At 69.5% G+C, this 25,362-nt stretch carries 22 protein-coding genes; 11 read left to right on the top strand and 11 right to left on the bottom strand.

What is annotated here, in order from left to right; genetic code table 11:
* Positions 1-3: 3 nt before the first annotated feature.
* The 3 genes from BUE42_RS00930 to czcI form a co-directional block, all read right to left on the bottom strand.
* Positions 4-1,197, bottom strand: coding sequence for an efflux RND transporter periplasmic adaptor subunit (locus tag BUE42_RS00930; RefSeq protein WP_073462218.1), 1,194 nt, complete (start codon positions 1,195-1,197; stop codon positions 4-6).
* A 20-nt stretch (positions 1,198-1,217) separates the two neighbouring features.
* Positions 1,218-2,441 carry a TolC family protein gene (locus BUE42_RS00925; RefSeq protein WP_073462217.1) on the bottom strand — a complete coding sequence of 408 codons (1,224 nt, stop codon included), beginning with the start codon at positions 2,439-2,441 and terminating at the stop codon, positions 1,218-1,220.
* A 76-nt stretch (positions 2,442-2,517) separates the two neighbouring features.
* Positions 2,518-2,868 (bottom strand): cation efflux protein, CzcI family, encoded by a 351-nt coding sequence (czcI, locus tag BUE42_RS00920; RefSeq protein ID WP_073462216.1) that lies wholly within the window; start codon positions 2,866-2,868, stop codon positions 2,518-2,520.
* 140 nt (positions 2,869-3,008) lie between these two features.
* Between czcI and BUE42_RS00915 the strand changes: the two genes are divergently transcribed.
* Complete coding sequence (locus BUE42_RS00915; RefSeq protein ID WP_073462215.1) at positions 3,009-4,868, top strand: multicopper oxidase domain-containing protein; 1,860 nt, start codon at positions 3,009-3,011, stop codon at positions 4,866-4,868.
* Between the two features lie 11 nt (positions 4,869-4,879).
* Here the strand turns inward: BUE42_RS00915 and BUE42_RS32890 are convergent, their stop codons facing one another.
* The 3 genes from BUE42_RS32890 to BUE42_RS00905 all read right to left on the bottom strand — a co-directional run bounded on the left by BUE42_RS32890 (position 4,880) and on the right by BUE42_RS00905 (position 10,463).
* Positions 4,880-5,029, bottom strand: a complete 150-nt coding sequence (locus tag BUE42_RS32890; protein ID WP_159445349.1) for a hypothetical protein — start codon at positions 5,027-5,029, stop codon at positions 4,880-4,882.
* Positions 5,030-5,114: 85 nt separating this feature from the next.
* On the bottom strand, positions 5,115-8,462 hold the full coding sequence (locus tag BUE42_RS00910) for a di-heme oxidoredictase family protein (protein ID WP_235002004.1): 3,348 nt from the start codon (positions 8,460-8,462) through the stop codon (positions 5,115-5,117).
* A gap of 354 nt (positions 8,463-8,816) precedes the next feature.
* Complete coding sequence (locus tag BUE42_RS00905; protein WP_073462214.1) at positions 8,817-10,463, bottom strand: methyl-accepting chemotaxis protein; 1,647 nt, start codon at positions 10,461-10,463, stop codon at positions 8,817-8,819.
* Between the two features lie 93 nt (positions 10,464-10,556).
* Here BUE42_RS00905 and ureE point away from each other — a divergent pair, with 93 nt between their 5' ends.
* The 7 genes from ureE (at position 10,557) to ureG (ending at position 16,021) form a co-directional block, all read left to right on the top strand.
* Positions 10,557-11,132, top strand: coding sequence for an urease accessory protein UreE (gene ureE, locus BUE42_RS00900; RefSeq protein ID WP_073462213.1), 576 nt, complete (start codon positions 10,557-10,559; stop codon positions 11,130-11,132).
* 5 nt (positions 11,133-11,137) lie between these two features.
* Positions 11,138-11,848, top strand: coding sequence for an urease accessory protein UreF (locus BUE42_RS00895; RefSeq protein WP_073462212.1), 711 nt, complete (start codon positions 11,138-11,140; stop codon positions 11,846-11,848).
* Positions 11,849-11,870: 22 nt separating this feature from the next.
* The gene (locus tag BUE42_RS00890) at positions 11,871-12,584 is read left to right on the top strand and encodes a response regulator (protein WP_073462211.1); all 714 of its coding nucleotides are present in this window, start codon (positions 11,871-11,873) and stop codon (positions 12,582-12,584) included.
* Positions 12,581-13,780 (top strand): ATP-binding protein, encoded by a 1,200-nt coding sequence (locus tag BUE42_RS00885; RefSeq protein WP_083613784.1) that lies wholly within the window; start codon positions 12,581-12,583, stop codon positions 13,778-13,780. Before BUE42_RS00890 ends, BUE42_RS00885 begins: the two co-directional genes overlap by 4 nt.
* 131 nt (positions 13,781-13,911) lie before the next feature.
* Positions 13,912-14,841, top strand: coding sequence for a dioxygenase family protein (locus BUE42_RS00880; protein ID WP_073462210.1), 930 nt, complete (start codon positions 13,912-13,914; stop codon positions 14,839-14,841).
* Positions 14,842-15,012: 171 nt separating this feature from the next.
* Entirely contained in the window at positions 15,013-15,318 is a 306-nt protein-coding gene (locus BUE42_RS00875; RefSeq protein ID WP_143171232.1) for a hypothetical protein, read from the top strand.
* Between the two features lie 58 nt (positions 15,319-15,376).
* On the top strand, positions 15,377-16,021 hold the full coding sequence (ureG, locus tag BUE42_RS00870; protein ID WP_073462209.1) for an urease accessory protein UreG: 645 nt from the start codon (positions 15,377-15,379) through the stop codon (positions 16,019-16,021).
* 11 nt (positions 16,022-16,032) lie between these two features.
* Here the strand turns inward: ureG and BUE42_RS00865 are convergent, their stop codons facing one another.
* Genes BUE42_RS00865 through BUE42_RS00850 form a run of 4 tightly spaced genes read right to left on the bottom strand, consistent with a single transcriptional unit; the run spans position 16,033 to position 19,154 of the window.
* Complete coding sequence (locus BUE42_RS00865) at positions 16,033-17,049, bottom strand: S49 family peptidase (protein WP_073462208.1); 1,017 nt, start codon at positions 17,047-17,049, stop codon at positions 16,033-16,035.
* 23 nt (positions 17,050-17,072) lie between these two features.
* A complete protein-coding gene (locus BUE42_RS00860) occupies positions 17,073-17,483 on the bottom strand; it encodes a Rieske (2Fe-2S) protein (RefSeq protein WP_083613783.1) in 411 nt (136 codons plus the stop codon).
* On the bottom strand, positions 17,476-18,138 hold the full coding sequence (locus BUE42_RS00855) for an HAD family hydrolase (protein WP_073462206.1): 663 nt from the start codon (positions 18,136-18,138) through the stop codon (positions 17,476-17,478). Before BUE42_RS00855 ends, BUE42_RS00860 begins: the two co-directional genes overlap by 8 nt.
* Complete coding sequence (locus tag BUE42_RS00850) at positions 18,135-19,154, bottom strand: RluA family pseudouridine synthase (RefSeq protein ID WP_083613811.1); 1,020 nt, start codon at positions 19,152-19,154, stop codon at positions 18,135-18,137. The genes BUE42_RS00855 and BUE42_RS00850 overlap by 4 nt, the downstream gene beginning before the upstream one ends.
* Positions 19,155-19,793: 639 nt before the next feature.
* Here BUE42_RS00850 and BUE42_RS00845 point away from each other — a divergent pair.
* From BUE42_RS00845 to BUE42_RS00835, 3 genes are all read left to right on the top strand, one after another.
* Positions 19,794-23,009, top strand: a complete 3,216-nt coding sequence (locus BUE42_RS00845; protein ID WP_073462204.1) for an Rne/Rng family ribonuclease — start codon at positions 19,794-19,796, stop codon at positions 23,007-23,009.
* Positions 23,010-23,169: 160 nt separating this feature from the next.
* Positions 23,170-23,616: a nuclear transport factor 2 family protein gene (locus tag BUE42_RS00840; RefSeq protein WP_073462203.1), complete on the top strand. Its 447-nt coding sequence runs from the start codon at positions 23,170-23,172 to the stop codon at positions 23,614-23,616.
* Positions 23,616-24,290: a methylamine utilization protein gene (locus BUE42_RS00835; RefSeq protein WP_073462202.1), complete on the top strand. Its 675-nt coding sequence runs from the start codon at positions 23,616-23,618 to the stop codon at positions 24,288-24,290. Before BUE42_RS00840 ends, BUE42_RS00835 begins: the two co-directional genes overlap by 1 nt.
* A 16-nt stretch (positions 24,291-24,306) precedes the next feature.
* On the opposite strand, the gene nagZ is transcribed toward BUE42_RS00835, so the two are convergent.
* Complete coding sequence (gene nagZ / locus BUE42_RS00830) at positions 24,307-25,356, bottom strand: beta-N-acetylhexosaminidase (protein ID WP_073462201.1); 1,050 nt, start codon at positions 25,354-25,356, stop codon at positions 24,307-24,309.
* Positions 25,357-25,362: the final 6 nt, after the last annotated feature.

The following is a 25,362-nucleotide window of genomic DNA, read 5'->3' as shown; positions in this document are numbered from 1 at the left end:
CGCTCAGTGGCCGTGCTCGGCGCCGGCCTTGCCGAGCTCCGACTTCAGGATGAAGGTCTTCGACGACGCGACCTTGTCGCCCGCCTGCAGGCCGCCGAGCACCTCGACCGTGCGGCCGTCCGAGCGGCCGGTCTTCACCGGCGTCGCGATGAAGCCGCCGGGCACCGCCGTGAACACCACCGTCTCGTCGCCGAGGGTCTGCAGCGCCTCGGCGCTGACGGCGAGCGGCACGGCCTGGTCCTCGCCCCGCACCGACACCGTCACGAAGAGACCGGGCCGCCAGGCGCCCTTCGGGTTGGTCACGGTCACGCGCGCGCGGGCCGTGCGGGTCTGCTCGCCGAGCAGCGCGCCGACGTAGGCGATGCGGCCTTCGGCGCGGCTGTCGAACGCTGTCGACGAGACGACGACGCGCTGCCCGACGCGGACCGTCTCCAGGTCCTTCGGCGCGACGGCGAACTCGGCCCAGACGCTGCCGAGGTCCGACACCGTGAAGATGCTGGCGTCTTCCTTGACCGCCTCGCCGAGGCTCAGGTGCTTCTCGACGACGGTGCCGGCGAACGGCGCGCGGATCTCGAAGCGGTTCAGCACGGACGACGATGCGCTCGCGCCCACTGCGGCCAGCTTCTGCGCTGCATTCCGCACCGCGATGTCGGCTTCGTGCAGCGCACTGCGGGCCTGCTGGTAATCCTGCTCGGCGGAGATCCTGTCGTCCCGCAGCTTCTTCTCGCGCTCGTGGGTGGCACGCGCGGCGTCGCGGCGCTGCTGCGCGACGAGCAGTTCGCTGCGTTGCTCGGCGAGCGCGGTGCTCGCGACGACGGCCAGCACCTGGCCCTGGCGCACGACCTGGCCGAGCTGGACGTTCACCGCCTCGGCGACGCCGGCCACGCGCGGCACGACATGGGTCGTGCGGTCTTCGTCGAAGCGGATCTCGCCCGGGAACGGCGCGGCCACCTGGAGCGTGGCCGGACCGGCTGCCTGCAGCGTGATGCCGGCGGCCTTCAGCTGCTCGTCCGTCAGCTTGATCTCGCGCTCGTGCGCGTCCTTCTCGGCGTGGCCCGCCTCTTCGTGATCGTCGGCGTGCCCGGCTTCCTCGCCGCCGGTCTTCGCGCGTTCCGTCATCAGGACGGCCCCGCCGCCCCCGAGGCCGGCGAGCACGATGAGCGCCATCGCGATGCGTTGTTGCTTGCTGATTGCCATGATGTTCGATGGGTGTGGGTTCAGCGACCGAGCAGGCGGTCGATGGCCGAGGCGGCCTGGTGGGAGGTCGACAGCGCGCCCAGGTAGCGGGCACGTGCCTGCAGCAGCGAACGCTGCGCGTCGATGACGTCGAGGAAGCCGAACTTGCCGGCCTCGAAGCCCTGGGCCGCAGCGTCATAGGCCTGGCGCGCCGCGGGCAGCACGGTCGACTTCAACGTTTCGGCCGACGTGCGCGCGACGGCCAGCTGGTTCGAGGCCTGCCGCAGCTCGGTGAAGGCCCGGATGCGCGCGGCCTGGTGCTCGTCACCCGCCTTCTCTGCGCGCCGGGCCGCTTCGTGCGTCGCGCCCTGGTTGCGGTCGAAGAACGGCAGCGGCAGCGAGATGCCGACGATCGCCTGCGTGCGGCCCAGTTCGTTGTCGCGCTTCGCGCCGACGCTGACGGTGAGCTCCGGCACGCCCTTGCTGCGCTCGACCTCGACGAGTGCGCGGCGCCGTTCCGTCTCGAGCCGGCCGATGAGCAGCCCTGGCGCGTCATCGAGTGCGCGGGCCAGTTCGTCGGGTGGCGCTCGAACGGGGACGAGCTCGACATCGCCCTGGACCGTGGCGTAGGCCAGTTCCGGTTCCCCCCACAGCGCCGCCAGCATCCGGCGTGCCGCCTGCAGTTCGGCGTCGGCTTCCACCGCTTCCAGCTGCGCATTCGCCTGGTCGACGCGTGCACGCGTTTCGTCGACCGGCGAGACCTTGCCGGCGGCCACCCGCTTCGCGATGGCGTCGACCGCGCGCGTCGCGAGGTCGGCGGAATCCACGGCGAGGGCGCCTCGCTCCTGCGCCACCAGCACCGCGAAGAACGCCCGGACCACGTCGGCACGCAGTTGCGCGCGGGCCTGGCCGAGCTCGGCCTGCGCCAGCTCGCGCCCGCGCTCCGCGGCCTGCAGGCGCGCGGCACGCTGGCCGCCGAGTTCGATGGGGAAATCCAGCGTGGTGGTGGTCGTGCGCGTGGCACGGCGCGTGTCCTCGACCGAGACGTTCAACGCCGGGTTGCGCCACGCGCCGGCCTGGCGCATCGCACCATCCTGCGCATCGACCTCGCGCTGCGCAGCACTGAGCGCGAAGTTCCGCGAGGCCGCCAGCGACTGGGCCTGTTCGAGGGTCAGGGCCAGCGCAGGCTGGGCCTGCACCGGATTGAAAAAGAAAGGGCTGAGCCATATCGCCGCCAGCCCGAGCGGCAGCACGAGTTTTCGCATCGAATCTCACCAGGTTGATCCAGGGATTCGGCGAAACGTCAGGACAGTTGGAGGAAGTGCGTGAGCGTCTCGCCGGTCAGACGAGACGAAGCCACTGAGGGCGGTCGGGCGCCCGGGCGAGCGCGGAGGAGAACGGCGACGGGGTCACCGGAAGGGGCAGCGTCGATGCGGCCAGGAAGGCGAGCGCATCGGCCTGCGTCGCAAGGCCCGCGGAGCCGGCAGCCTGGCACACGCCGCAATCCGCATGCGCCTTCTGCTTGCCGTCGGCGCTCTTGCCGCTCGCGTCCTTGCAGGCGTGGACATGGTGGCCGACGTGCATCCCCTGCTGCTCGGCGGTCTCGTGCTCGCAGTACACCGATGCCGCCGACCAGGCGAACTGGAGCGGCAGGAACAGCGCGATGAGGAGGAGGACGAGCCGGCGGGCCATGGGCAGGGCGGAGTGTACGAAAAAGCCCCACCGCAGGGCCCACGCCAGGTTACGCACACTGCGCTCGGGGCTTTCCGGGCCTGCGCTTGACCTTCCCCCCGTGGTAAAGCAGACAGTGGGCGTCTCGCGGGAGAAGAAGAATGCTCGCTCAACCCATCGACTATTTCCTGGTCGCCTGGTTCGCCCTGGCGGGGCTCTCGACGGGCTGTGTCGCCTGGGACCAGTTCCGGAACAATCCCGAGCCGGTCGTGATGAAGTGGGGCTTCGTCCTGGTGACGCTCTACCTGGGACCGATCGGCCTGCTGCTCTACGTCATGGCAGACAAGGAGCCGCGCCCGGGCGAACACGAAGCGTTCATCGAGCCGCTGTGGAAGCAAGGCGTCGGCTCGACCATCCACTGCGTCGCCGGCGACGCGACCGGCATCATCGCCGCGGCGGTCGTCACGGCGGCGCTGGGGTTGCCGATGTGGCTGGACCTCATCGTCGAATACCTGGCCGGCTTTGCCTTCGGGCTCTTCATCTTCCAGTCGCTCTTCATGAAGAACATGATGGGCGGCACGTACTGGCAGAACGTCAGGAAGTCGTTCATGCCCGAGTTCATCAGCATGAACGCGATGATGGCCGGCATGGCCCCCGTCATGACGCTGCTGATGATGGGTCGCGACATGCGCGCGATGGAGCCCACCGAACTGCTGTTCTGGGGCGTGATGTCCTTCGGCGTCGCAGCGGGGTTCGCGGTCGCGTACCCGGTCAACGTCTGGATGGTTTCACGCCGGATGAAGCACGGGCTGATGACCGAGCGGCACTCGCACGGGCAGCCGCGCGCCGAAGAAGCAGCGCGCCCGGCCCCCGCGCCGCATGCCGGCCACCATCCAACGCCGCCGCAGGCGATTCCACAGGTGACGCGCCCGCAGCTGGCCGCCGTGACCCTGGCCACCGGCCTGATGCTGCTGGCAGGGATGACCTTCCCTTCGCTGTTCGTGAACATGCGGCTTTCCGCCCGCGACGTCGGCGGGGCCATCATGCCGCCGGGCATGGTGATGGGCTGGGACACCCCCGCGGAGGCGATGCGCGACATGTCCGCCGTCCACCCGCGGCAGGTGAGCTTCACGGCACCACCGGCGGCCCAGGGCGACCAGGTGCTCGCACCGAGGCTCGAGGGCGGCGTCAAGGTCTTCGAGCTGGACGCAAGCGTCGTGCGCTGGAACATCCTGCCCGACGTGCAGGTGGAGGGCTACGCCTTCAACCACCAGATTCCCGGCCCCCGGCTGCGGGTGACCGAAGGCGACCGCGTTCGCATCCGGGTCACGAACCACCTGCCGGAAACGACCACCGTGCACTGGCACGGCCTCATCGTGCCGAACGACATGGACGGGCCGGCCAGGATCGTCCAGCGCCCCGTCAAGACCGGAGAGACCTACACCTACGAGTTCACGACCGAGCAGTCGGGCACCTACTTCTATCACTCGCACGACAAGGTCGACCGGCAGCAGGCCCTCGGCCTGTACGGCGCGCTCATCATCGACCCGAAGCCGCCCGTGCTGGAGCCGACGGCCGACCACGAGTACGTCATCCAGCTGCAGGAATGGCTCAAGCGCGAAGGCCTCACCTACCCGGCCATGCAGATGGAAGGCGGCATGCCGAATTACTTCACCATCAACGGCAAGGCCTTTCCGGCGACGGACAGCGTGAAGATGAAGGTCGGCGAGACCATCAAGCTGCGCTTCGTCGGGAGCAACAACAATTTCGTGCACCCGATGCATGTGCACGGCGGTCCGTTCACCGTGGTCGCGCGCGACGGGAACGTGCTGCCCGAAAGCGCGCGCTTCCAGGCGGACACCGTCAACGTGGGCCCGGGGCAGCGCTACGACGTCATCTGGAAGGCGGCGAAGCCCGGGAAGTGGCTGGTCCATTGCCACATCCCGCATCACACGACGAACAACAACGTCGAGCAGGACGGCGGCGGCGGCTTGATGATGGTTCTCGACGTCAGCGCCTGAGCGACTTCGTTCTAGCGGTCGGGCGCCTGCAGAAAGTCGGTGAGCATCGCGCAGACCCACTCGGGGTGCGCCACCGGCCAGCCCTCCGGATCGGGCGCGACACGGCGATACGCATCGCGAAACGGCAGCGTGTTCTTGTTGTCGGGCTTCAGCGCGGCCATGCGTTGCTTGAACTCGGACGAAAGCCCCGCGAGCGCGGGGCTTTCCGATGTCAGCCGGCCCCGGTCGGGGGCCGGTACGGTCTCGTCAGAGCGACCCGAGGAAGGCCAGCAGGGCCTGGCGATCCACCGTCGACAGCGCCGCGAAGCGATTGCGGGCGTTGGTGGCTTCACCACCGTGCCACATCACCGCTTCGGTCAGCGTGCGGGCGCGGCCGTCGTGCAGGTAGCCGACCTTGCCGGCCGTGCCCATCACACGGTCGGTGTAGCCGATGCCCCACAGGGCCGAGGTGCGCCACAGGTTGCCGGCGGCCGTGCCTTCGACATAGTTGTCGGCCATGTCAGGCCCCATGTCGTGCAGCAGCAGGTCGGTGTACGGCTTGATGCTCTGGTTGCGCAGCTCGGCGAGCGGATGACCGGAGCCGGTCTTCTGGTCCACCGTGTGGCAACCCTGGCAGTTCGCCGCCTTGAACACCTTCGCGCCGTTGGCCACCTTGACCGGATCGACGTCCAGGTCCGACAGCGGTGCCACGCCCTTCGGGAACCCGCTCACCAGGCTGCGCTGTGCCGGAACGGCCAGCAGCTGCAGGTAGCGCGAGATCGACTGCAGGTCGGCCTCGGCCAGGCCGCGCTCGCTCTTCGTGCGGCAGGTCGGCAGGCCCGACAGGCAATCGCGGCTCGGGTACACCGGCGTGGTCACCGACATGTCCTGCAGCAGGGCCGATGCGGCTTGATGGCGCAGGCTGAACTTGCCGGCCTTCCAGCCGAAGCGGCCCAGGCGCACGTCACCGGTTTCCGGGTCGAACACGAAGTTCGCCTGGCCCTTGATGCCGTCGGCGTCTGCCGTGGTGCGGGCACGCGCCAGGATGTCAGCTTCCGGAATGGCTTCCAGCAGGCCGGTCCCCAGCATCGGCTGCGCAGAACGCAGCGAGACGACTTGCGGCGTCGGGCCGTCGAAGGCCAGCTTGGGCTTGCGCAGCTCCACCGACGTGCCGTCGGCCAGCTTCACGGTCTGGGTGTCGAAGCCTGCAACGCGAACGCCGTTGCCCCAGTCCTGCGGCGAGCCGTCGGCCCCGCGGGCATTCATCTGCACGCCCACGCCGTAGCGCGAGTCGGGCACCTGCTGGCCCTGGGCATTGATCGACGCGGTGTGCACCGACATCGTGTCCAGGCGCTGGTTGACTGCCGCCGGCGCCGGGCTGCGGCCGTTGTTCACGTGGCACGCGAAGCACGACGACTGGTTGTAGCGCGGCCCCTGCAGGCCCACCAGCGCATCGAAGCGGTCGTTGCCCGGCTCGTTGTGCTCGCCGGTGAACATGTTGGTGTGGATCGCACGGCGACCTTCGACGAAGCGCTGCATGTTCTGCATGCCGACGTTGATGTGCGGCTGCTGGAAGATGAAGGTTCCGTTGTCGGCGTAGTCGTACGAGAGCGATCCGGTGCCGCCCTGCAGCGTCTCGGCCGGCAGCGGCGCGTTCATCAGGCGCGGCTGCACGCCGTACCAGGGGCGCAGGCCCGTGCCGACCACGTAGGTCCACTCACCCGCGTAGTAGCGGATGCCGCCGTTGTCGCCCTTGGCGGCCATCGCCTCCTTGGTCGAGAAGAACGACGGTGAAACCTCGATCACGTCGCCCGCCACCAGCGGACGTGCGGGCACGTTCCGGCCGTTGGGCATGCCGTCCGCGCCGACATCGCCGTGGCCCGGGTAGTCCTTGACGGTCAGGCTGCAGTCGTTGTTCAGGATGTTGCTGCTGACCAGCCTGCCGTTGGGCGGGTAGGCCACCGGCGGGCAGATCGTGACCTTGTCGTTGACCAGCTGGCCCGGGTTCATCCAGCCGTAGCCGGTGACGCCGACGCGATCGAACGCGCGGAACCACGCCACGCCGCCAGGCAACTGGTCCTGCGTGAAGTAGTGGTTGACGCGCAGCGTCGGCGCGGTCACGCCGGCGACCCGGCTGTTGTCGATGATCTCGAAGCCCCAAGTGCGGTTCTTGAAGTAGTTCGGCACGAAGGTCAGGAAGTTGCCCGGGCCCTTGTCGACCGGCCTGCCGTTCGCGTCGACCGTGTCGTTCGGGCCTTCGCCGATCTCGTTCCAGTCCTCACCGCGCTCGCGGCCGTGGCGGGCCAGGCCGCGGATGCCGAAGCGCGTGACCAGGGTGCCGTCGGCCAGCGTGAACTGCAGCGTCTCGACCGGATCGACCTGGGTCGGCAGCGGTGCCATGCCGGTGCCGCTACTCGGCGCCTTCAGCGGCGCGGTGGCCACCGTCGGCATCGTGTTGTCCGAACCCGGCGTCTTGAACTCGGCTTCCCACAGCGAGTAGCCGTACTGCGTGCCGCGTGCCACGCCCTGCAGGCGCACGAAGCGCGAGTTGATGCCGAGGTTGTAGAAGCCCTCGGTGCCGCCCTTGCCGTTGCTGACGTAGCGCACCTGCGACCAGGTCTGGCCGTCGTCGGAGACCTGCAGCGCGTATTCCTTGCCGTAGGAGTTCTCCCAGCTCAGCTTCAGCGCGCCGATCTGCTTCTTGCTGCCGAAATCCCACTGGATCCAGGCGCCGTCTTCCTGCTTGCTCGACCAGCGCGTGCCGATGTTGCCGTCGATCGTGTTGGCGGCGGGCATGCCGCCGTTCTCCAGCGCCGACGACGTGGCCGCCACCGGCTTGATCGCGACGCCAGGGTTGCTGACATCGGGTGCAGGCGCGGGAGCGGGGGCCGGTGCGGGTGCCGGAGACGGGGCCGGTGCGGGGCTCGGGGCTGGCGCAGGGGCCGGGCTCGGCGCGGGAGCGGGCGCAGGGGCCGGGCTGGGCGCCGGTGCCGGGGCGGGCGCCGGTGCGGGTGCGGGTGCCGGGGCCGGCGCCGAGGTCGTGCCGGTGTAGGCCTGGATCTCGAAGATCGAATAGCCGTACTGGCTGGAACGGGTGACGCCCTGCACGCGCAGGTAGCGACCCTGGCCGCTCAGGCCGGTCCAGTCCTCGATGCCGCCCTGGCTGTTGTCGATGGTCTTGATCGTGACCCAGTTCGACTTGTCGCTCGAGACCTGCAGCAGGTATTTGTTGGCGTGGGCGCGCTCCCAGTTGATGCGCACGCGGGAGACGCTGACCGACTGGCCGAAGTCCAGCGTCAGGTTCTGGTCGTCCGTGAAGCCGCTGCTCCAGCGGGTGTTGTCGTCGTGGTCGATCGCGGCCGCAGCCGACAGGTCGCCGCGCTCGGAAGCGCTGGCCGTGGCCGCGACGGGCGTCAGCGCGATGCCGATCGGGTCACCGACCGCCATGGCGCGCGACCGGTCGCCACCGGCATCGCTGGAACTGGCGTTGCTCGGGTCGGCGGCAGAGGAGCTCCCTCCGTCGCCGGAACCGCATCCGACCAGCAGGACCGCCAGGGCGCAGTGCAGCCCCAGCATCGAACCGTTGCGCAAGCTGCGCAGCACATGGTGTTTCATTGGCTTCCCCTCCAAGACGTGGCAGAAACAAGGCCCGGATGCTGCACGCTTCGCGGAGAAAGCCTGTAAGCCGAGGGGAGCCGTCGGATGGCTGTCAAAGCACGTTCGTGCGAATTGGCACACCCCGACGGAAGAGTGCACACACTCTCGTTAGTGTTCCCGCCAAATATCGCTGCCCGACGATTTCATGCGCTGTGGCAAGTCGGCAGGCGATGTCGTGAAGCCACCGTTCATCGGTCATTCCCGACCGTTTGGAATCGGTTCCAAATGAAGTGCTCGCAAACTTCTTGCTCTTCGTTACATCGGCTCACTTTTGACCGATGCGAGCTATTCGGAGAGTCTGAGAGCCCCGTTTCAAGCGGATACAAGACCGACGCCGAGCGCTGCCGGATGGCCGTGAACCGCGGGTTTTACCGATGACGGCACAAGCACGCCGGCATCGGCCTCGGTCTTGAAGGCCGCGACCGACTCGAGGAGCTTCTGCGCCTGCGTCTTCAGGCTCTCGGCCGATGCCGACGCCTCTTCCACCAGCGCCGCGTTCTCCTGCGTCGAGTGGTCGAGCAACGACACCGCCTGCGTCACCTGCTCGATGCCGCTGTGCTGCTGCGCAGCCGAGCGGCGGATCTCGCCGACCAGGTCGTTGACGCTCGACACCTGCTGGTGGATGTCCTGCATCACGCGGCCGGCATCGGCGACGTGGCGCGAACCGCTGCCGACCTTCTCGGCGCTGTCGGTGATCAGCTGCTTGATCTCGCGCGCCGCACCGGCGCTGCGCTGCGCGAGGCTGCGCACCTCGCCGGCCACCACCGCGAAGCCGCGGCCCTGCTCGCCGGCACGGGCGGCTTCCACCGCCGCGTTCAGCGCAAGGATGTTGGTCTGGAACGCGATGCCGTCGATCACCGAGATGATCGATGCGATGCGGTCGCTCGACTGCTGGATCTCCTGCATCGTCTTGACCACGTCGCCCACCACCTGCTGACCACGGCCTGCGGCCTGGCGGGCACTGCGCGAGATCTCCTCGACGCGGTTCACGGTGCCGGCGCTTTCCTTCACGGTGGCCGACATCGTCTCCATCGACGAGGCCGTCTCCTCCAGGCTGGCCGCCTGCCGCTCGGTGCGGTCCGACAGCGACAGGTTGCCCTGCGCGATCTCCGACGCGGCGCTGTACACCGAATCGCTCGAATTGCGGATGTCGCCGACGGCGGTGCGCAGGTTGTCCTGCATCTGCGCGAGGGCCGCCATCAGCTGGCCCATCTCGTCGCGGCGCTCGCTGTCGATGCGGCCCGACAGGTCGCCACCGGCGATGCGCTGCAGCGCCGCCATGCCGCTGCGCATCGGGCGCACGACGCTGGTCGTCAGGCCCCAGGCCAGCAGGCTGCCAAGCGCCAGCGCGATCGCGCCGCCGACGGCCATCGCGGTGCGCGAGCGCTGGTTGCCGGCGCTGGCGGCGACGATGCGCGCATCGGCGTCGTCGCGGATCACCTTGGTCAGATCGGCAGCCGCCTTGCTCAGCGTCGTGAAGTTGGCCAGCGTCTCGCCTTCGAGCAGCTTCTTGACCTTCTGGAAGCGCTCGGCATCGTCGGCGCTGGCGAGCAGCCGTTCGATCTCGGCCGAGCTGGTCTCGTAGGATTTCAGCGCGCCGTCGACCGGCGCGAGTTGCGGCTCGATCGCATCGGCCCGCGGCAGGCTGCGCAGCAGCGTGATCTGCTCGACGAAGCGCGCATGGTGCTTCTTGAAGGCATCGGCCTGCGTCGCCCGTTCGGACTCGCTCCAGCGCGTGGCCAGCAGCTCCTGGGCGCCGCGCATGCCGCGCGCCGCGGTGCCCAGTTCGGACACGCCGTTCATCGCCGGCATCGTCATGCCGGCCAGGTCGTCGAAGCGGCCTTGCAGCTGCGACATCTCGAAGAAGCTCTGGCCGATCGTCGCGCACGAGAGCAGCAGCACGCTGGCGAAGCCGAGCGCGAGGCGCACGCCGATGCGCACGTCCTGGAGCAGTTTCATGGGTCCCATCCTTGTTGTAATCCTTGGGAATATCGGCTTTTCGTCGATGCGCCTGAACGAAAATCCCCTAGGGTTTACTGCCACACTCACACCATGCTGACCGTGAACAAACTCCTTGCGCAGGGCCATGGATTGGCCCCTGCCCTCGTCAAACGCGCCGCGTCCGTCGAACTCGACTGGGACGTGCGCCAGAAGAGCCGCTTCGACGCCACCGATTCGCAGGGCCGCACGCTCGGCGTGTTCCTGCCGCGCGGCACCGCGGTGCGCGGCGGCGACGTGCTGGTGGCCGAAGACGGCTCGCTGATCCGCGTCATCGCGGCGCCTCAGCCGGTGCTGGTCGTGACGCACTGCACGCAGCACGGCACGCCGTTCGATTTGCTGCGCGCCGCCTACCACCTGGGCAACCGGCATGTGCAGCTCGAATTGAAGCCCGATCACCTGAAGCTCGAACCCGACCACGTGCTGGCCGACATGCTGCGGCAGATGCACCTGATCGTGAACGCGGCGACGCTTGCGTTCGAGCCCGAGGGCGGTGCGTATGCGGCGGGCGGTGGGCACGGGCATCACGGGCACGACCACGGTGACCATGAGGGTCACGACCATGGCGATGACCCTGGGCACGAGGGCCACGATCACCACGGCCATGGCCACCACGGCCACGACCACTGACACCGATGCCCCGCGTCCGCCGCGCTCCTGCCCCGACCAGCGCCGCCTCGCTGCTGCAGCTGATGTGGCTGGCCTCGCCGGCGCTGCCGGTCGGCGGCTTCAGCTACTCCGAAGGCCTCGAGTCGGCGGTCGATGCCGGCCTCGTCACCACCGAGGCGCAGACCGCCGCCTGGCTGCTCGACCAGTTGCGGCTCGGGCTGGCGCGCAGTGACCTGGCGCTGGCGGCCAAGGCCTTCGGCGCCTGGCAGCGTGACGACCGCGACACGATCCGCGAGCTGAACGACTGGGTCGTGCAGACCCGCGAGAGCAGCGAGATGCGGCTGCAGACCGAGCAGATGGGCCGCTCGCTGCTCGAGTGGCTGAAGAACCGCGGCCTGGCCGACACGCGCATCGCAATGCTGGCCACGCTGAAGCCGGCGCCGACCTGGCCGGTGTCGTTCGCGCTGGCCGCCGCGCAGACCGGCGCGCCGCTGCGCGATGCGCTGCTGAGCCTGTGCTTCGGCTGGGCCGAGAACATGGTGCAGGCCGCGCTGAAGGCGGTGCCGCTCGGCCAGAACGCCGGCCAGCGCGTGCTGGCGGCGCTGGCCGACGCGATCCCGCCAGCGGTCGACCGCGCGATCGCGGCCACGCACGGCGAGCGCCAGGCCTTCACGCCGATGCTGGCGATCCTGTCGGCACGCCACGAGGCGCAGTACTCGCGGCTGTTCCGGTCCTGAACCACCGCGGAGCGCCCGCCCGATGATCCACGCCCTGCTGGTCGACGACGACCTCGACCTGCGCCAGCTCGTCAGCGACTACCTGCAGCGCTACGGCATGCGGGTCACCGCGGTGGCCGATGCCGCGAGCCTGCGTCGCGTGCTGCGCGTCGGCCTGACCGGTCCCGACCCGTTCAAGGTGCTGCTGCTCGACCTGATGCTGCCCGACGGCAACGGCCTCGACCTGTTCCGCTGGGTGCGCGAGGTCGCGCCGCTGCCGGTGATCATGCTGACCGCGCAGGGCGACCCGGCGAGCCGCGTCGTCGGGCTGGAACTCGGCGCCGACGACTACCTGCCGAAGCCCTTCGAGCCGCGCGAGCTGGTGGCGCGCATCCACGCGGTGCTGCGCCGCGCCGGGGCCGCGCCGGTGGCCGCGCCGACGGCGACCGTGCTGCAGTTCGCCGGCTGGACCTTCGACCGGCTGCGCCGCCAGCTGACCTCGCCGCAGCAGGTGGTGGTCGCGCTGTCGTCGGCCGAGTTCCGGCTGCTGTCGGCCTTCGTCGACCACCCGAACCGCGTGCTGAGCCGCGACCAACTGCTTGACCTCACCCGAGCACCGGGTGCCGACGTCACCGACCGCAGCATCGACCTGACGGTGTCGCGGCTGCGCCAGAAGCTCGACGAGCCGAACCTGATCCGCACCGTGCGCGGCGAGGGCTACCTGTTCGACGCGAACGACGCCGGGGCCCGGGCTTGAACCTGAGGCAGCGGCTGCAGCAGCTGTTCAGCGACACGCTGTTCAAGCGGCTGATGCTGCTGATGTGGGTCGCGCTGGTGGCCAGCCATTTCCTCAGCTTTGCCGCGGTGCGCAGCCTCGCCGGCGGGCTGGGCGATGCACCGCCGATGCACGGGCCTGCGCCAGGGCCGGAGGGCATAGGCGTGCCGCCGCTGGCGTCGCTGCCGCCCGGCTTGCTGCCCGATGGCGGCGGCCCGCGTGAACCTCCGCCCGGCATGGCGAGCCCGGACGGGCCACCCCCTCATGACCGGCAGCCCGGCGGCTCGCCGCCGATGCGCTCGCTGTGGCTCGACTACCTGGTGCGCTTCCTGGTGATCGGCGGCGCCGCCTGGTGGGGGGCGCAGTGGCTGTCGCAGCCGATGCGCCGGCTTGCTGATGCCTCGCGTTCGCTCGGCGCCGCCATCGCGCAACGCCGGCCGGCGCCGAAGCTCGACGAGCACGCAGGCACGCGCGAGGTGCGGCAGGCCGCGCAGGTCTTCAACACGATGGCGCAACGCCTGCACGAGCAGTTCGACGCGCAAGGCCTGCTGATGGCCGCGATCTCGCACGACTTGCGCACACCGCTGGCCCGCTTGCGCCTGCGGCTTGAGACCATGGAGCCCGGACCCCAGACCGAACGCTGCGTCGCCGACCTGCAGGAGATGGACGCACTGATCGGCAGTGTGCTGTCGATGGTCCGCGACCGCCATGCGCCGCAAGCACATCAGCGCGTCGACCTGCGCGCGCTGTTGCAAGCCCAGGTCGACGACCGGGTCGAGCAGGGACTGGCAGTGCGCATCGCGGACGACAGCGCCGGCGATGCGGTGGTGCTGGCGCAGCCCGAGGCCCTGGGCCGGATCCTCGGCAACCTGATCGGCAACGCGCTGCGCCATGCCGGCTCGGCCGAGCTGAGCCTGCTCGGGCAGACCGGCGAGCTCGAGCTGCGCATCGATGACCGCGGCCCCGGCATCCCGCAGGAGCAGCTGGAGACCGTGTTCCGGCCGTTCTACCGGGTCAACGACGGGGGCAACAGTCGCAGTGGCAACAGCACCAGCGGCGGCAGCGGGCTCGGCCTGTACATCGCCCGCGACCTGGCCGAACAGATCGGCGGCCGGCTGACGCTGTCGAACCGGCCGGAAGGTGGCCTGCGGGCGCGGCTGCTGTTGCCACGCGCCTGACCCACTCACTCGGGCGCACACCAGACACAGTTCAAATGGACCGTGTCCGAGTTGATACAAAGCGTCGATATTCGCGACACCCTCGGCGACGAGCATGGGCAGCTTCACAGCCACTGCCCCGTGCCATCGCCATGTCGAACACCCTTCGCGATCATCAACTCGATCTCGCCCAATCCTCATGCCAGTCCCACGGGCAGCCTCACGAGCACGACCTCGGCCTCGTCCACGACCTGCAGGTGATGCAGCGCCGCCGCGCGCTGACCTGGCTGGCCGGCGTCGGCGCGGTGTCATTGCTCGGCTGCGGTGGTGGTGGCAGTGCCGCAAGCACCGACTCCAGCAGCTCCTCCGGTTCCAGCGGATCGGATGGCTCCGGTGGATCTTCCGGCTCCGGCAGTTCGGGCAGCAGCGGCTCGTGCTCGGTCATCCCCGAAGAAACCGCCGGCCCCTACCCCGGCGACGGCTCGAACACCGCGAACGGCAGCGTCGCCAACGTGCTGGGTGTGAGCGGGATCGTGCGCAGCGACATCCGCCCGAGCCTGCCCAGCAGCCTGGGCACGGCAGAAGGCGTCACGCTGACCGTCACGCTGACGCTGGTCGACACCAACACCAGCTGCGCCGACCTGTCGGGCTATGCGATCTACCTGTGGCACTGCGACCGGGAGGGCCGCTATTCGATGTACTCGTCGGGTGTAACCAACCAGAACTACCTGCGTGGCGTGCAGGAGACCGACGCCAACGGGCAGGTCACGTTCACCACCGTCTTCCCCGGCTGCTACGCCGGCCGCATGCCGCACATCCACTTCGAGGTGTACCGCAGCCTCGCCACCGCGACCTCGTCGACCAGCAAGATCAAGACCTCGCAGATGGCCTTCCCGGTGGCGGAGTGCAGCACGATCTACAGCACCGCGAGCGGCTACAGCGCGAGCGTGAGCAACCTGAACCAGATCAGCTTCGCGACCGACAACGTGTTCAGCGACGGCGTCACGCTGCAGACGGCCTCGCTGAGCGGCAGCGTCGCGGCCGGCTACACCGCCGCGCTCACGGTAGGCATCGCGGCGTGAGATGACACCCTCCCCCGAAGCGCCTTCGGCGCCTCCCCCTCAAGGGGGCACCGTCAGCGGCCCGGCAAAGCCGGTTCCGCGGCGGTCGCTTGACTGTGCCGCCTCGTGCGTTGCCGATGGCGCAGGTGCGTATATGCGCGGCAGCCTGTTTTTTCACGAAGGAGACGACCCATGACCTTGAACTGGATGTACCGAACCGGGGCCGCCGCTGCGGCCACCCTGCTGCTGGCACTGCCGCTGGCCAGCTTGGCCGCCGACCAGGCGCCGTCGCAGGGCGGCAAGCCGCCTGCACCGCCGCCCGAAGCGATCGCGGCCTGCAACGGCAAGGCCGAAGGCGCGACCGCGAGCTTCGCCGGCCGCGGCGGCGAGACCATCACCGGCACCTGCCAGAAGATCGGCGACGTGCTGGCGCTGCGCCCGGCCGGCGGCCCGCCGGGGGGTGGACAGGGCGGCAAGCCGCCGGCCAAGAAGAACTGAGCGCGCAGCCGGCACTACACTCGGTTCGCCCTGCCACCCTGGACGAACCGAGCACCCCATGAGCGCCGCCCTGCACAGCATTCCTCACCGCACGAAGAAACTTCCGCCGCTGCGCGTGGGCGTGGGCGGCCCGGTCGGCTCCGGCAAGACCACGCTGGTCGAGATGCTGTGCAAGGCGATGCGCGAGCGCTACGACCTGGTGGTCGTCACGAACGACATCTACACCAAGGAAGACCAGCGCCTGCTGACGGTGGCCGGCGCGCTCGAGGCCGAACGCATCATGGGCGTCGAGACCGGCGGCTGCCCGCACACCGCCATCCGCGAAGATGCGTCGATCAACCTCGAAGCGGTCGACCGCATGCTCGGCAAGTTCCCGAACGCCGACATCGTCTTCATCGAGTCCGGCGGCGACAACCTCGCGGCCACCTTCAGCCCCGAGCTGAGCGACCTGACAATCTACGTGATCGACGTCGCGGCCGGCGAGAAGATCCCGCGCAAGGGCGGGCCCGGCATCACGAAGAGCGACCTGTTCGTGATCAACAAGACCGACCTGGCGCCGCATGTGGGCGCCGACCTGTCGGTGATGGAAGCCGACACGAAGCGCATGCGGCCGAACCGGCCTTATGTGATGAGCAATCTGAAGACGCGGGCCGGGTTGGCCGACGTCGTGGCGTTCATCGAGAAGCGCGGCATGCTCGTGTAGCCCGGATACGGTCAGCGCAGGTTCAGCGTGCCCTGCAACGCGCGCACCGCGCCCGCCCCGATCGACGCGCCGAAGCGCTTGGCCAGCCGCTCGGCGACGTTGTCGCGCGGCGTGTAGTCGATCACCTCTTCGGCTTTCACGACCTCGCGCGCCACCATGTCGAGGTTGCCCAGGTGGTCGATCAGGCCCATCTCCAGCGCCTGCTGGCCGTTCCAGAACAGGCCGCTGAAGGTGTCGGGGCCGATCTTCAGCCGCTTGCCGCGGCCTTCCTTCACGACGCCGATGAACTGCTGGTGGATCTGGTCGAGCATCGCCTGCGTGTAGGCGCGCTGCTTGTCGCTGACCGGCGAGAACGGATCGCCGATGCCCTTGTTCTCGCCGGCCGTCATCAGGCGGCGCTCGACGCCCAGCTTCTCCATCGTGCCGGTGAAGCCGAAGCCGTCCATCAGCACGCCGATCGAGCCGACGATCGAGGCCTTGTCGGCATAGATCTCGTCGGCCGCGACGGCGATGTAGTACGCCCCGGACGCACAGGTTTCCTCGACCACCGCATACACCTTCTTCTGGTGCTTGGCCTTCAGCCGGCGGATCTCGTCGTTGATGATGCCGGCCTGCACCGGGCTGCCGCCCGGCGAGTTGATGCGCAGCACGATGGCCTGAGCACCGTCATCCTCGAAGGCGTTCTTCAACGCACCGACCAGCAACTCGGCGCTGGCCTCGGTGTCGGACGCGATCTCGCCGCGCACCTCGATCAGCGCGGTGTGCGGCCCGCTCGGCGTGGCCGAATGGTTGCGCGCCGTGATCAGCGCCCACGCGATCACCGCGAACACCAGCAGCCAGCTCCAGCGGAAGAACAGCTTCCAGCGGCGGTCGGTGCGGCGGTCCTTGAAGAAGGCGCGGGCCAGTTCGTCGACGGTCTCTTCCATCGAGGGCCGGGCGGCTGCGGCGGTCACCGCCACCGGCGCCGGTGCGGGCGGAGGAACGGGCGTGGCAGCGTCGGGCGAGGGCAACTCGTCGTGCGGATTCATGCGGGGCTTTCGGCAGCCTTCGTTCAGTCTTCGAAGGCGGGTTGGACGTCGCGCGAAGGATACCAATAGACCTCGCCGGCCTCTTCCTCGACGCGCAATTCCGTCAGCTTGCCGCGGCCGCACGGGCCGGCGACACAGCGGCCGTTCAGCGGGTCGTAGGCCGCGCCGTGGATCGAGCAGAGGATGAACTCACGGCCGCTGTCGAGGAACTCGCCGGGCTGCCAGTCCATCTCGGCCGGCACGTGCACGCAGCGGTTCAGGTAGGCGACGACGCGGCCCTCGAAGCGCAGCGCGAAGGCGCGTGTCGGTTCGCGGTACTGCAGCACGTCGAACACCAGCGCCTGGCCCTTCTCGATCAGTTCCGCCGCAGCGCACAGGCGGCGCCGCTCGCTCGGCACCGGCATCAGCGAAGGTGGCTGCAAAGGCTCAGCCATGGTGACTCAGCCACTCGGCCAGCTCGGGCACCGAGTGCGCGACGAAGCGCGGCGCGAAGGCCTCGAAGGCCTCCGGCGCATGCGCCCCGTAGCTGACGCCGATGCAGGCGACGCCGGCGTTCACCGCCATCTGCAGGTCGTGCGTGGTGTCGCCGATCATCAGCGTGCGCTCGGGCTCGACGCCGAGCTCGGCCATCAGCTCGTGCAGCATCTGCGGGTTCGGCTTCGACGCGGTCTCGTCGGCGGTGCGGGTGGCATCGAAATGGCGCAGCAGGTCGGCCGTGCGCAAGGCCTCGTCGAGCCCGCGGCGCGACTTGCCGGTGGCCACGCTCAGCCAGTGGTTGCGCGCCTTCAGCGCGGCCAGCATCTCCAGCGTGCCGGGGAACAGCACGATCTCGTGCTGTTTCGCGAAGTAATGGTGGCGGTAGCGGTCGGCGAGCGCCGGGTACTGCTCGCGGGTCAGGCCCGGCGCGGCATGCTGCAGCGCTTCGACCAGTCCGAGGCCGATCACGTAGCTCGCGGCTTCGTCGGTCGGTATCGCGGTGCCGACGTCGGCACAGGCCGCCTGAATGCAGCGCGCGATCAGCGTGGTCGAATCGAACAGCGTGCCGTCCCAATCGAAGGCGATCAGGTCGAACTGGCGAGGAAGGGTCATGACGGCAGGGTCTGGAGGAACGAACTGCATTCTGCCGGCAACGGCGCCTCGAGTTCGATGGCCTCGCCGCTGGCGGGGTGCTCGAAGCGCAGGCGCCGCGCGTGCAGGAACATCCGCTCGAAGCGCACGCCCTTCACCGCCTCGCCGCGCGCCAGCGCCTTGTTGACGGCGAAGTCGCCGTACTTCTCGTCGCCGGCGATCGGGTGGCCCTCGTGCGCCAGGTGCACGCGGATCTGGTGCGTGCGGCCGGTCTTGATCGTCACATCGAGCAGCGTGAAGCCGGCGTAGGCCTGCGCGATGCGCACCAGCGTGATCGAGCGCCGGCCGTCTTCGTTGTCCTCGTCCACCGCGCGCACGCGGCGCTCCCCTTCGCCGGTCAGGAACTTGTGCAAGGCCACGTCGATGACCTTGCGCGAGGCCGGCCAGGCGCCGACCACCAGCGCGGCGTAGGTCTTGCCGGTCTCGCGGCTGCGGAACTGATCCTGCAGCGCGACCAGCGCCGAGCGCTTCTTCGCGATCAGCAGCAGGCCGGAGGTTTCCTTGTCGAGCCGGTGCACCAGTTCGAGGAACTTCGCGGTCGGCCGCGCCTGGCGCAACTGCTCGATGACGCCCGAGCTGACGCCGCTGCCGCCGTGCACCGCGACGCCGGCCGGCTTGTTGACCGCCATCAGGTGCTCGTCTTCGAACACCACCGGGAACTCGCGCGCCGGCGCGGGCGGCACCGCCGACGGATCGGCCATGCGCACCGGCGGCACGCGCACCAGGTCGCCGATCGCCAGCCGCGTGTCGGCGGCGGCCCGGCCCTTGTTGACGCGCACTTCGCCCGAGCGGATCACGCGGTACACGTGGGTCTTGGGCACGCCTTTCAGCAGCTTGATCAGGAAGTTGTCGAGGCGCTGGCCCTCGGAGCCTTCATCGATCTCGACCTGCTGGACGGCCGGCGCCAGCGCCTCGGCCGGCCCCCTCACCGCGGTGCTTGCCGGCCGACCTGCTTTGGCCCCTATAATGCGTTGCACCACGTTGTTGTCGTAAGTGTTTGATTTATCTGAGTTTAACGTCGATGGCGTTGAACCGGCGCCTGCGACGACAGTGGCGGTCGAGCCTGAGGGCCCGGCCAACAGGTGATGCAACATGCCCGGCCCGCGGTAGGCCCCGTCCCCACGCGATCGAGGCGGCACGCAGCCCGGCATGGCAGAGAAACAAAGAACGAACCCCTGTCAAAAAGGTTTCCAGGCAGGAGACATCGAAGCAGGGTCGTCGCTTACCGGCGTCGACCATTGATCTTCAGCCTCCTTCCCGCGTCCAGTAGTCATTGCGGAACATGTTCCCGGCCCCCACCCCCCACCACTGCCCACCGTGTGCCTTGCGCGCCGTAACCCGGCCTCGTGCCTGCGGGTTCGCGCTGGCCGGCCGTGCCGGGGTCGTGCCTCGAACACCGGCCTCGCGCCCCGCAGCGCCCACTGTCTCGCATGCGCCAACGCTGCCTGACCGGCCGATCGACTGATCGATCCCGCGTCAACGCAGTCCAGGGCGATTCCTTCCGGTTCATCCACGTTTCTCGTGCATCGATGAGTCGCCCCTGAGGTTTCAGAGGCGGCATGTTGAATGGCTGCCACTCGCGCACAACACAGCGCGGTGGTGGCGAAGGAGCGCACATGAAACGCATGCTGATCAATGCGACGCAGCCCGAAGAGCGTCGCCTCGCGATCGTCGACGGCCAGAAGCTGCTGGACTTCGAGACCGAGATCGAAGGCCGCGAGCAACGCAAGGGCAACATCTACAAGGCCGTCGTGACGCGGGTCGAGCCCTCGCTCGAAGCCTGTTTCGTCGACTACGGCGAGGACCGCCACGGCTTCCTGCCGTTCAAGGAAATCTCGAAGAACTACTTCCGCGAAGGCGCGGACGTGCGTAACGCGCGCATCCAGGACGTGATCCGCGAAGGCGACCAGCTGCTGGTCCAGGTCGAGAAGGAAGAGCGCGGCAACAAGGGCGCCGCCCTGACCACCTTCGTCTCGCTGGCCGGCCGCTACCTGGTGCTGATGCCCAACAACCCGCGCGGCGGCGGCGTCAGCCGGCGCATCGAGGGCGAAGAGCGCGAGGAGCTGAAGGAGAACCTCGACCAGCTCGAGTACCCGAAGGGCATGAGCCTGATCGCCCGCACCGCCGGCATCGGCCGCAGCGCCGTCGAGCTGCAGTGGGACCTGAACTACATGCTGAAGCTGTGGACCGCCATCGACGGCGCGTCGCAGGGCGGCAAAGGTGCGTTCCTGATCTACCAGGAGTCGTCGCTGGTGATCCGCGCGATCCGCGACTACTTCACGTCGGATGTCGGCGAGATCCTGATCGACACCGACGATATCTACGACCAGGCGATGCAGTTCATGAACCACGTGATGCCGGAATCGGCCGCACGTGTGAAGCGCTACCGCGATGACGCCCCGCTGTTCTCGCGCTTCCAGATCGAGCACCAGATCGAGACCGCGTTCTCGCGCACGGTGAACCTGCCGTCGGGCGGCGCGATCGTGATCGACCACACCGAGGCGCTGGTCTCGGTCGACGTCAACTCGGCCCGCTCCACGCGCGGCAGCGACATCGAAGAGACCGCCACCCGCACCAACCTGGAAGCCGCCGACGAGATCGCGCGCCAGATGCGGCTGCGCGACCTGGGTGGCCTGATCGTCGTCGACTTCATCGACATGGAAGAGTCGAAGAACCGCCGCGAGGTCGAGACCCGGCTGCGCGACGCGCTGCGCCAGGACCGCGCCCGCGTGCAGTTCAGCTCGATCAGCAAGTTCGGCCTGCTCGAACTGAGCCGCCAGCGCCTGCGCCCGGCGCTGAGCGAAGGCAGCCACATCACCTGCCCGCGTTGCAACGGCACCGGCCACATCCGCGACACCGAATCCAGCGCGCTGCAGATCCTGCGCATGGTGCAGGAGGAGTCGATGAAGGACAACACCGCCGCCGTGCATGTGCAGGTGCCGGTGGAGGTGACCTCGTTCCTGCTGAACGAGAAGCGCACCGAGATCACGAAGATCGAACTGAAGCAGCGCATCACCGTGCTGCTGGTGCCGAACAAGCACCTGGACACGCCGAACTACAAGCTCGAGCGCCTGCGCCACGACGATCCACGCCTGGAGAACCTGCAGGTCAGCTACTCGATGATCGAGGAGCCGGACGACGAGGTCGGCATCACCCGCCGCGAGAAGGCCAAGCCGAAGCAGGAGCCGGTGATCAAGGGCATCCTGCCCGAAACGCCGGCACCGATCGTGCCGCCGAAGCCCGCGCCCGCACCGGTCGCGGCACCGGTGGCCGCAGCACCCGCGCCGGCGCCGGTCGCGGCCCCTGCGCCGGCCGGTGGCGGCTTCTTCGGCTGGGTCAAGCGCCTGTTCGGCGCCGGCGAGCCGGAGGCTGCACCGGTGGTGAAGGCCCCGGTGGCAACGACCGGCGAGGCCGGCGCGAAGCGCGATGGTCGCGGTGAACGTGGCGATCGTGGCGGTCGCGGCAACGGCCGTGGCGAGCGCGACGGCAAGCGCGATGGGCGCCGCGGTGAGCGCGGTGGGGATCGGGGTCGTGGCGAAGGCCGCGGCGAGGGTCGTCCGGAAGGCGGCCGCGGTGAAGGTCGTGGTGAAGGTCGCAATGAGGCCCGCACCGAGGGACGTCCGGAAGGCCGTGGCGACCGTCCGGAACGTGGCGATCGTGGTGGTGAACGCGGTGGCCGCCGCAACGAGCGCAGCGAGCGTGTCGAGGAAGTGGCCGCCGGCGTCGAGGCCGGTGGCGCAGCCGTCGCGCCGCGCACGGACGAACGTCCGCCGCGTGGTGAAGGACGCGGTGAGGGTCGCGGAGAAGCGCGCGGTGAAGGCCGAGGCGAAGCGCGCGGTGAAGGCCGAGGCGAAGGCCGTGGTGGTCGCGGTCCGCGCCCCGAGCGTGAACGCCGTCCGGCCGATGCGCCGGTCGATGGCGCCGTGGCCGAAGTCGCTCCGGTGCAGGCTTTCAGCGACACCGTGCCGAGTCCCGATGCCGAAGGCGGCGAGGCCCGTGAAGGCAGCCGTCGCCGTCGTCGTGGCCGGGGTGGCCGCGACCGTGACGACGCCCGCAATGGCGAAGCCGTCGTGACCGAGGGCGGTGCCGAACTGGCTACCGACGCACAGGGCGACGATGCGGCAGTCCGCGCCGAGCAGCGGCCGGTGGATGCCGCCGACCAGCAGGGCGACAGTGCCGAGTCTGCCGGTGCGCCGGACGGTGGCAACGCCACGCCGGAAGGCGAGCGCGATGGCCGACGCCGTGGCCGCGGCCGGGATCGCCAGCGCCGTGAACGACGCGACGAGACTGAAGGCGGTGCACCGTCCGCTGAAGGCGCCGAACCCGGCACCACCAGCGAGGCTCCGGCCGCCGCGGTGGCCGAACCGGCGTACCGCTCCGAGATCGCCGAGGCGCCTGCCTACACGCCGCCGGTCCAGGCACCGTTCGTGGCAGCGCCGGCCGTTGCGCCGGTCGCAGCAGCGCCGGTGGCCGAGCCCGCTGTCGTGCCGGTGGCCGCTCCGGTGGTGGCCGCAGCCCCGGTCGTGGCGGCTCCGGTCGCCGCTCCCGTGGCAGCGCCGGTCGCCGCACCGGCGGCGCGCTTCGTGCTGCCGTTGGCCGACCTGCAGTCGGTCGCGCAGACCGCCGGGCTGGAATGGGTCAACTCGGACACCGACAAGATCCGCGCCGTGCAGGAAGCGATGGCCCGCGAGCCGAAGCCGATCCACGTGCCACGCGAGCCCCGCCCGCCGGTCGCGATCGACGAAGGCCCGCTGGTGCTGGTCGAGACGCGCAAGGACCTGTCGCAGGTCAAGCTGCCGTTCGAGTCCGAGTCCGGCAAGCCGACGGCCTGACGCGATCTGACAGTGTGAACGACGGCGCCTTCGGGCGCCGTTTTTCATGCGGCGCGGCTTCTGCACGGCATATGCACGAACCTCGGCTGCCCGAGCGCTTCACGGCTTGCCCGGCGGACCTGCAGCGTGCCATCCTCTGCCGTCATCCCAGGAGTTCGCCATGAAGAAGTTCGCCATGCTGCTCGCCAGCTGCATCCCCCTTCTCGTGCCCCGTCTCGCCGTCGCCGGCCCACTCGACGAACGTGCCGCCGAGGCGCACCTGAAGGCCGTCGCCGCCGGCAACGTCGATGCGCTGATGCAGGCCTATGGCGACGACCCGTGGATGGACTGGGTCGGCGGACCGCTTGACGGCCGCTACCGCGGCGCCGACGCCCTGCGCCAGCTCTGGACCAAGTTCGCGGCCGCGAACGACAACCAGCCGCGCACGCTGCAGCGCACCGTGATCACGCAGAACGCGAACCCGAAGGGCGTGACGCTGACGGCGGTCGCCGAGTACGCCGGCAAGACCACCGTGCGCGTTCGCCACGTGCTGGTCTACCGCGACACCAAACTCGTCAGCGAGGTCTGGCAGATCGACCCGAATGCGGTGCTGACGCCGGCGCCCTGATGCCGATGCAGCGCCGCGCGCTCGCTGCCGCCACCGCCGCGCTCGCGGCGATCGGACTGCTCGCCACGGGCTCGGTGCAGGCCGCGTCGGCGACCGTCGACGTGCGGACGCCGCAGGGCGCACCGATCGCCGACGCCGTCGCGTGGCTCGAACCCGCGGCATCCGCAGTCCCCGCGACCGCCAAGGCGCGGCGCCCCGGACGGGCCGAGATCCGCCAGGTGAAGCTGGAGTTCGTGCCCTTCGTCAGCGTGCTGCCGGTCGGCACGCAGGTGGATTTTCCGAACCGCGACAAGGTCAAGCACCACGTCTACTCGTTCTCGAGCGCGAAGAGCTTCGAGATCCAGCTCTACAGCGGCATGCCCGCCGAGCCGGTGGTGTTCGACAAGCCCGGCCCGGTCGTGCTCGGCTGCAACATCCACGACTGGATGGAGGCCTACGTGATGGTGGTCGACTCGGCCTGGTACGGCAAGTCGGACGCGTCGGGCCGCATCGGCCTCGGCAACGTGGCGCCCGGCCGCTACCTGCTGCATGCTTGGCACCCGTATCAGAAGGCCGCCGCGGCAACCCAGGCGGTGGAGTTCACCAAGGGGCGCGACGCGGCGGCATGGCGCGTCGACATCGAACTCGCCGTGCCGCCGCGCAAGCCGCGCCGGCCGCTCGACGGGCAGTATTGAGCTCAGCCCACTGAGCTCAGGGCAGGCGTTCGAGCGCGTTCTGGTAGGTCGGCTGGTGCATCAACTCGTCCCACGGCAGCGGCGAGGTCAGCGGCAGCAGCTCCACCCGGCGCGTCTCGCTGTTCGCATCGGCCTGCCAGCGCCCCTGCTCCAGCGCCTGCGCCAGGCCGTCGAGCAGCACGTCGACCGGCCGGCCACCGTCCACCTTCGACTGGTTGCACAGCAGCACCAGGTCGCAGCCGGCGTTCAGCGCGGCGATGCCGGCCTCGACCGCGGTGCCGGCGACGCGGGCGCCTTCCATGCTGAGGTCGTCGCAGCAGATCGCGCCGGTGTAGCCGAGCTGGCCGCGCAGGATCTCCTTCAGCCAGCGCGACGAGAAGCCGGCCGGCACCGCATCGACCTGCGGGAAGGTCACGTGCGCCGGCATCACGCAGGTCAGCGTGGTCGACAGCCAGTCATAGGGTTTCGCGTCCTCGTCGAGGATCTGCTGCAGCGCGCGGTCGTCGACCGCGCGCGCGACGTGCGAATCGGCCACCGCGTAGCCGTGCGCCGGGAAGTGCTTGCCGCAGTTGGCCATGCCGGCGCGCAGCAGGCCCATGGCCAGCGCCTGCGCGAGGATCGCCACCACGCGCGGGTCGCGGTGGAACGCGCGGTCGCCGACGACCTGGCTGCGGCCATGGTCCAGGTCGACCACCGGCGTGTAGCTGAGCTCCACGCCGCAGGCGCGCAACTCGGCGCCCAGCACGTAGCCGGCCGACGTGGCCGCATCGACGGCCCGCATCGCGTCGCGCATCCACAGCGCGCCGAAGTCGCGCATCGCGGGCAGGTGCGTGAAGCCGTCGGTGCGGAAACGCTGCACGCGGCCGCCTTCGTGGTCGACGGTGATCAGCACGTCGGGCCGGATCGACTTGACCTCGGCCGTCAGCTCGGTCAGGTGGCGGCGGTCGATCCAGTTGCGCGTGAACAGGATCATCCCGCCGGTCAGCGGGTGGCGCAGCCGCCGCCGATCATCGTCGGTCAGGGCCGTGCCGGCGATGTCGAGGATCACCGGGGCGTGTTCGCTCATGCTGTC

Source organism: Rhizobacter sp. OV335, assembly GCF_900142965.1.
GTDB lineage: Bacteria > Pseudomonadota > Gammaproteobacteria > Burkholderiales > Burkholderiaceae_C > Rhizobacter.
The sequence above is the reverse complement of the archived record's forward strand: the minus strand, read 5'-3'. Positions and strand labels throughout refer to the sequence as shown.

Coding starts and splice junctions, on each gene's coding strand:
- czcI (WP_073462216.1), bottom strand. CDS start 2,868: ATGGCCCGCCGGCTCGTCCTCCTCCTCATCGCGCTGTTCCTGCCGCTC.
- BUE42_RS00930 (WP_073462218.1), bottom strand. CDS start 1,197: ATGGCAATCAGCAAGCAACAACGCATCGCGATGGCGCTCATCGTGCTC.
- BUE42_RS00840 (WP_073462203.1), top strand. CDS start 23,170: ATGAAGAAGTTCGCCATGCTGCTCGCCAGCTGCATCCCCCTTCTCGTG.
- BUE42_RS00875 (WP_143171232.1), top strand. CDS start 15,013: ATGACCTTGAACTGGATGTACCGAACCGGGGCCGCCGCTGCGGCCACC.
- BUE42_RS00895 (WP_073462212.1), top strand. CDS start 11,138: ATGCCCCGCGTCCGCCGCGCTCCTGCCCCGACCAGCGCCGCCTCGCTG.
- BUE42_RS00915 (WP_073462215.1), top strand. CDS start 3,009: ATGCTCGCTCAACCCATCGACTATTTCCTGGTCGCCTGGTTCGCCCTG.
- BUE42_RS00865 (WP_073462208.1), bottom strand. CDS start 17,049: ATGAATCCGCACGACGAGTTGCCCTCGCCCGACGCTGCCACGCCCGTT.
- ureE (WP_073462213.1), top strand. CDS start 10,557: ATGCTGACCGTGAACAAACTCCTTGCGCAGGGCCATGGATTGGCCCCT.
- BUE42_RS00855 (WP_073462206.1), bottom strand. CDS start 18,138: ATGACCCTTCCTCGCCAGTTCGACCTGATCGCCTTCGATTGGGACGGC.
- BUE42_RS00845 (WP_073462204.1), top strand. CDS start 19,794: ATGAAACGCATGCTGATCAATGCGACGCAGCCCGAAGAGCGTCGCCTC.
- BUE42_RS00835 (WP_073462202.1), top strand. CDS start 23,616: ATGCCGATGCAGCGCCGCGCGCTCGCTGCCGCCACCGCCGCGCTCGCG.
- BUE42_RS00890 (WP_073462211.1), top strand. CDS start 11,871: ATGATCCACGCCCTGCTGGTCGACGACGACCTCGACCTGCGCCAGCTC.
- ureG (WP_073462209.1), top strand. CDS start 15,377: ATGAGCGCCGCCCTGCACAGCATTCCTCACCGCACGAAGAAACTTCCG.
- BUE42_RS00860 (WP_083613783.1), bottom strand. CDS start 17,483: ATGGCTGAGCCTTTGCAGCCACCTTCGCTGATGCCGGTGCCGAGCGAG.
- BUE42_RS00910 (WP_235002004.1), bottom strand. CDS start 8,462: ATGAAACACCATGTGCTGCGCAGCTTGCGCAACGGTTCGATGCTGGGG.
- BUE42_RS00905 (WP_073462214.1), bottom strand. CDS start 10,463: ATGAAACTGCTCCAGGACGTGCGCATCGGCGTGCGCCTCGCGCTCGGC.
- BUE42_RS32890 (WP_159445349.1), bottom strand. CDS start 5,029: ATGGCCGCGCTGAAGCCCGACAACAAGAACACGCTGCCGTTTCGCGAT.
- BUE42_RS00925 (WP_073462217.1), bottom strand. CDS start 2,441: ATGCGAAAACTCGTGCTGCCGCTCGGGCTGGCGGCGATATGGCTCAGC.
- BUE42_RS00880 (WP_073462210.1), top strand. CDS start 13,912: ATGTCGAACACCCTTCGCGATCATCAACTCGATCTCGCCCAATCCTCA.
- nagZ (WP_073462201.1), bottom strand. CDS start 25,356: ATGAGCGAACACGCCCCGGTGATCCTCGACATCGCCGGCACGGCCCTG.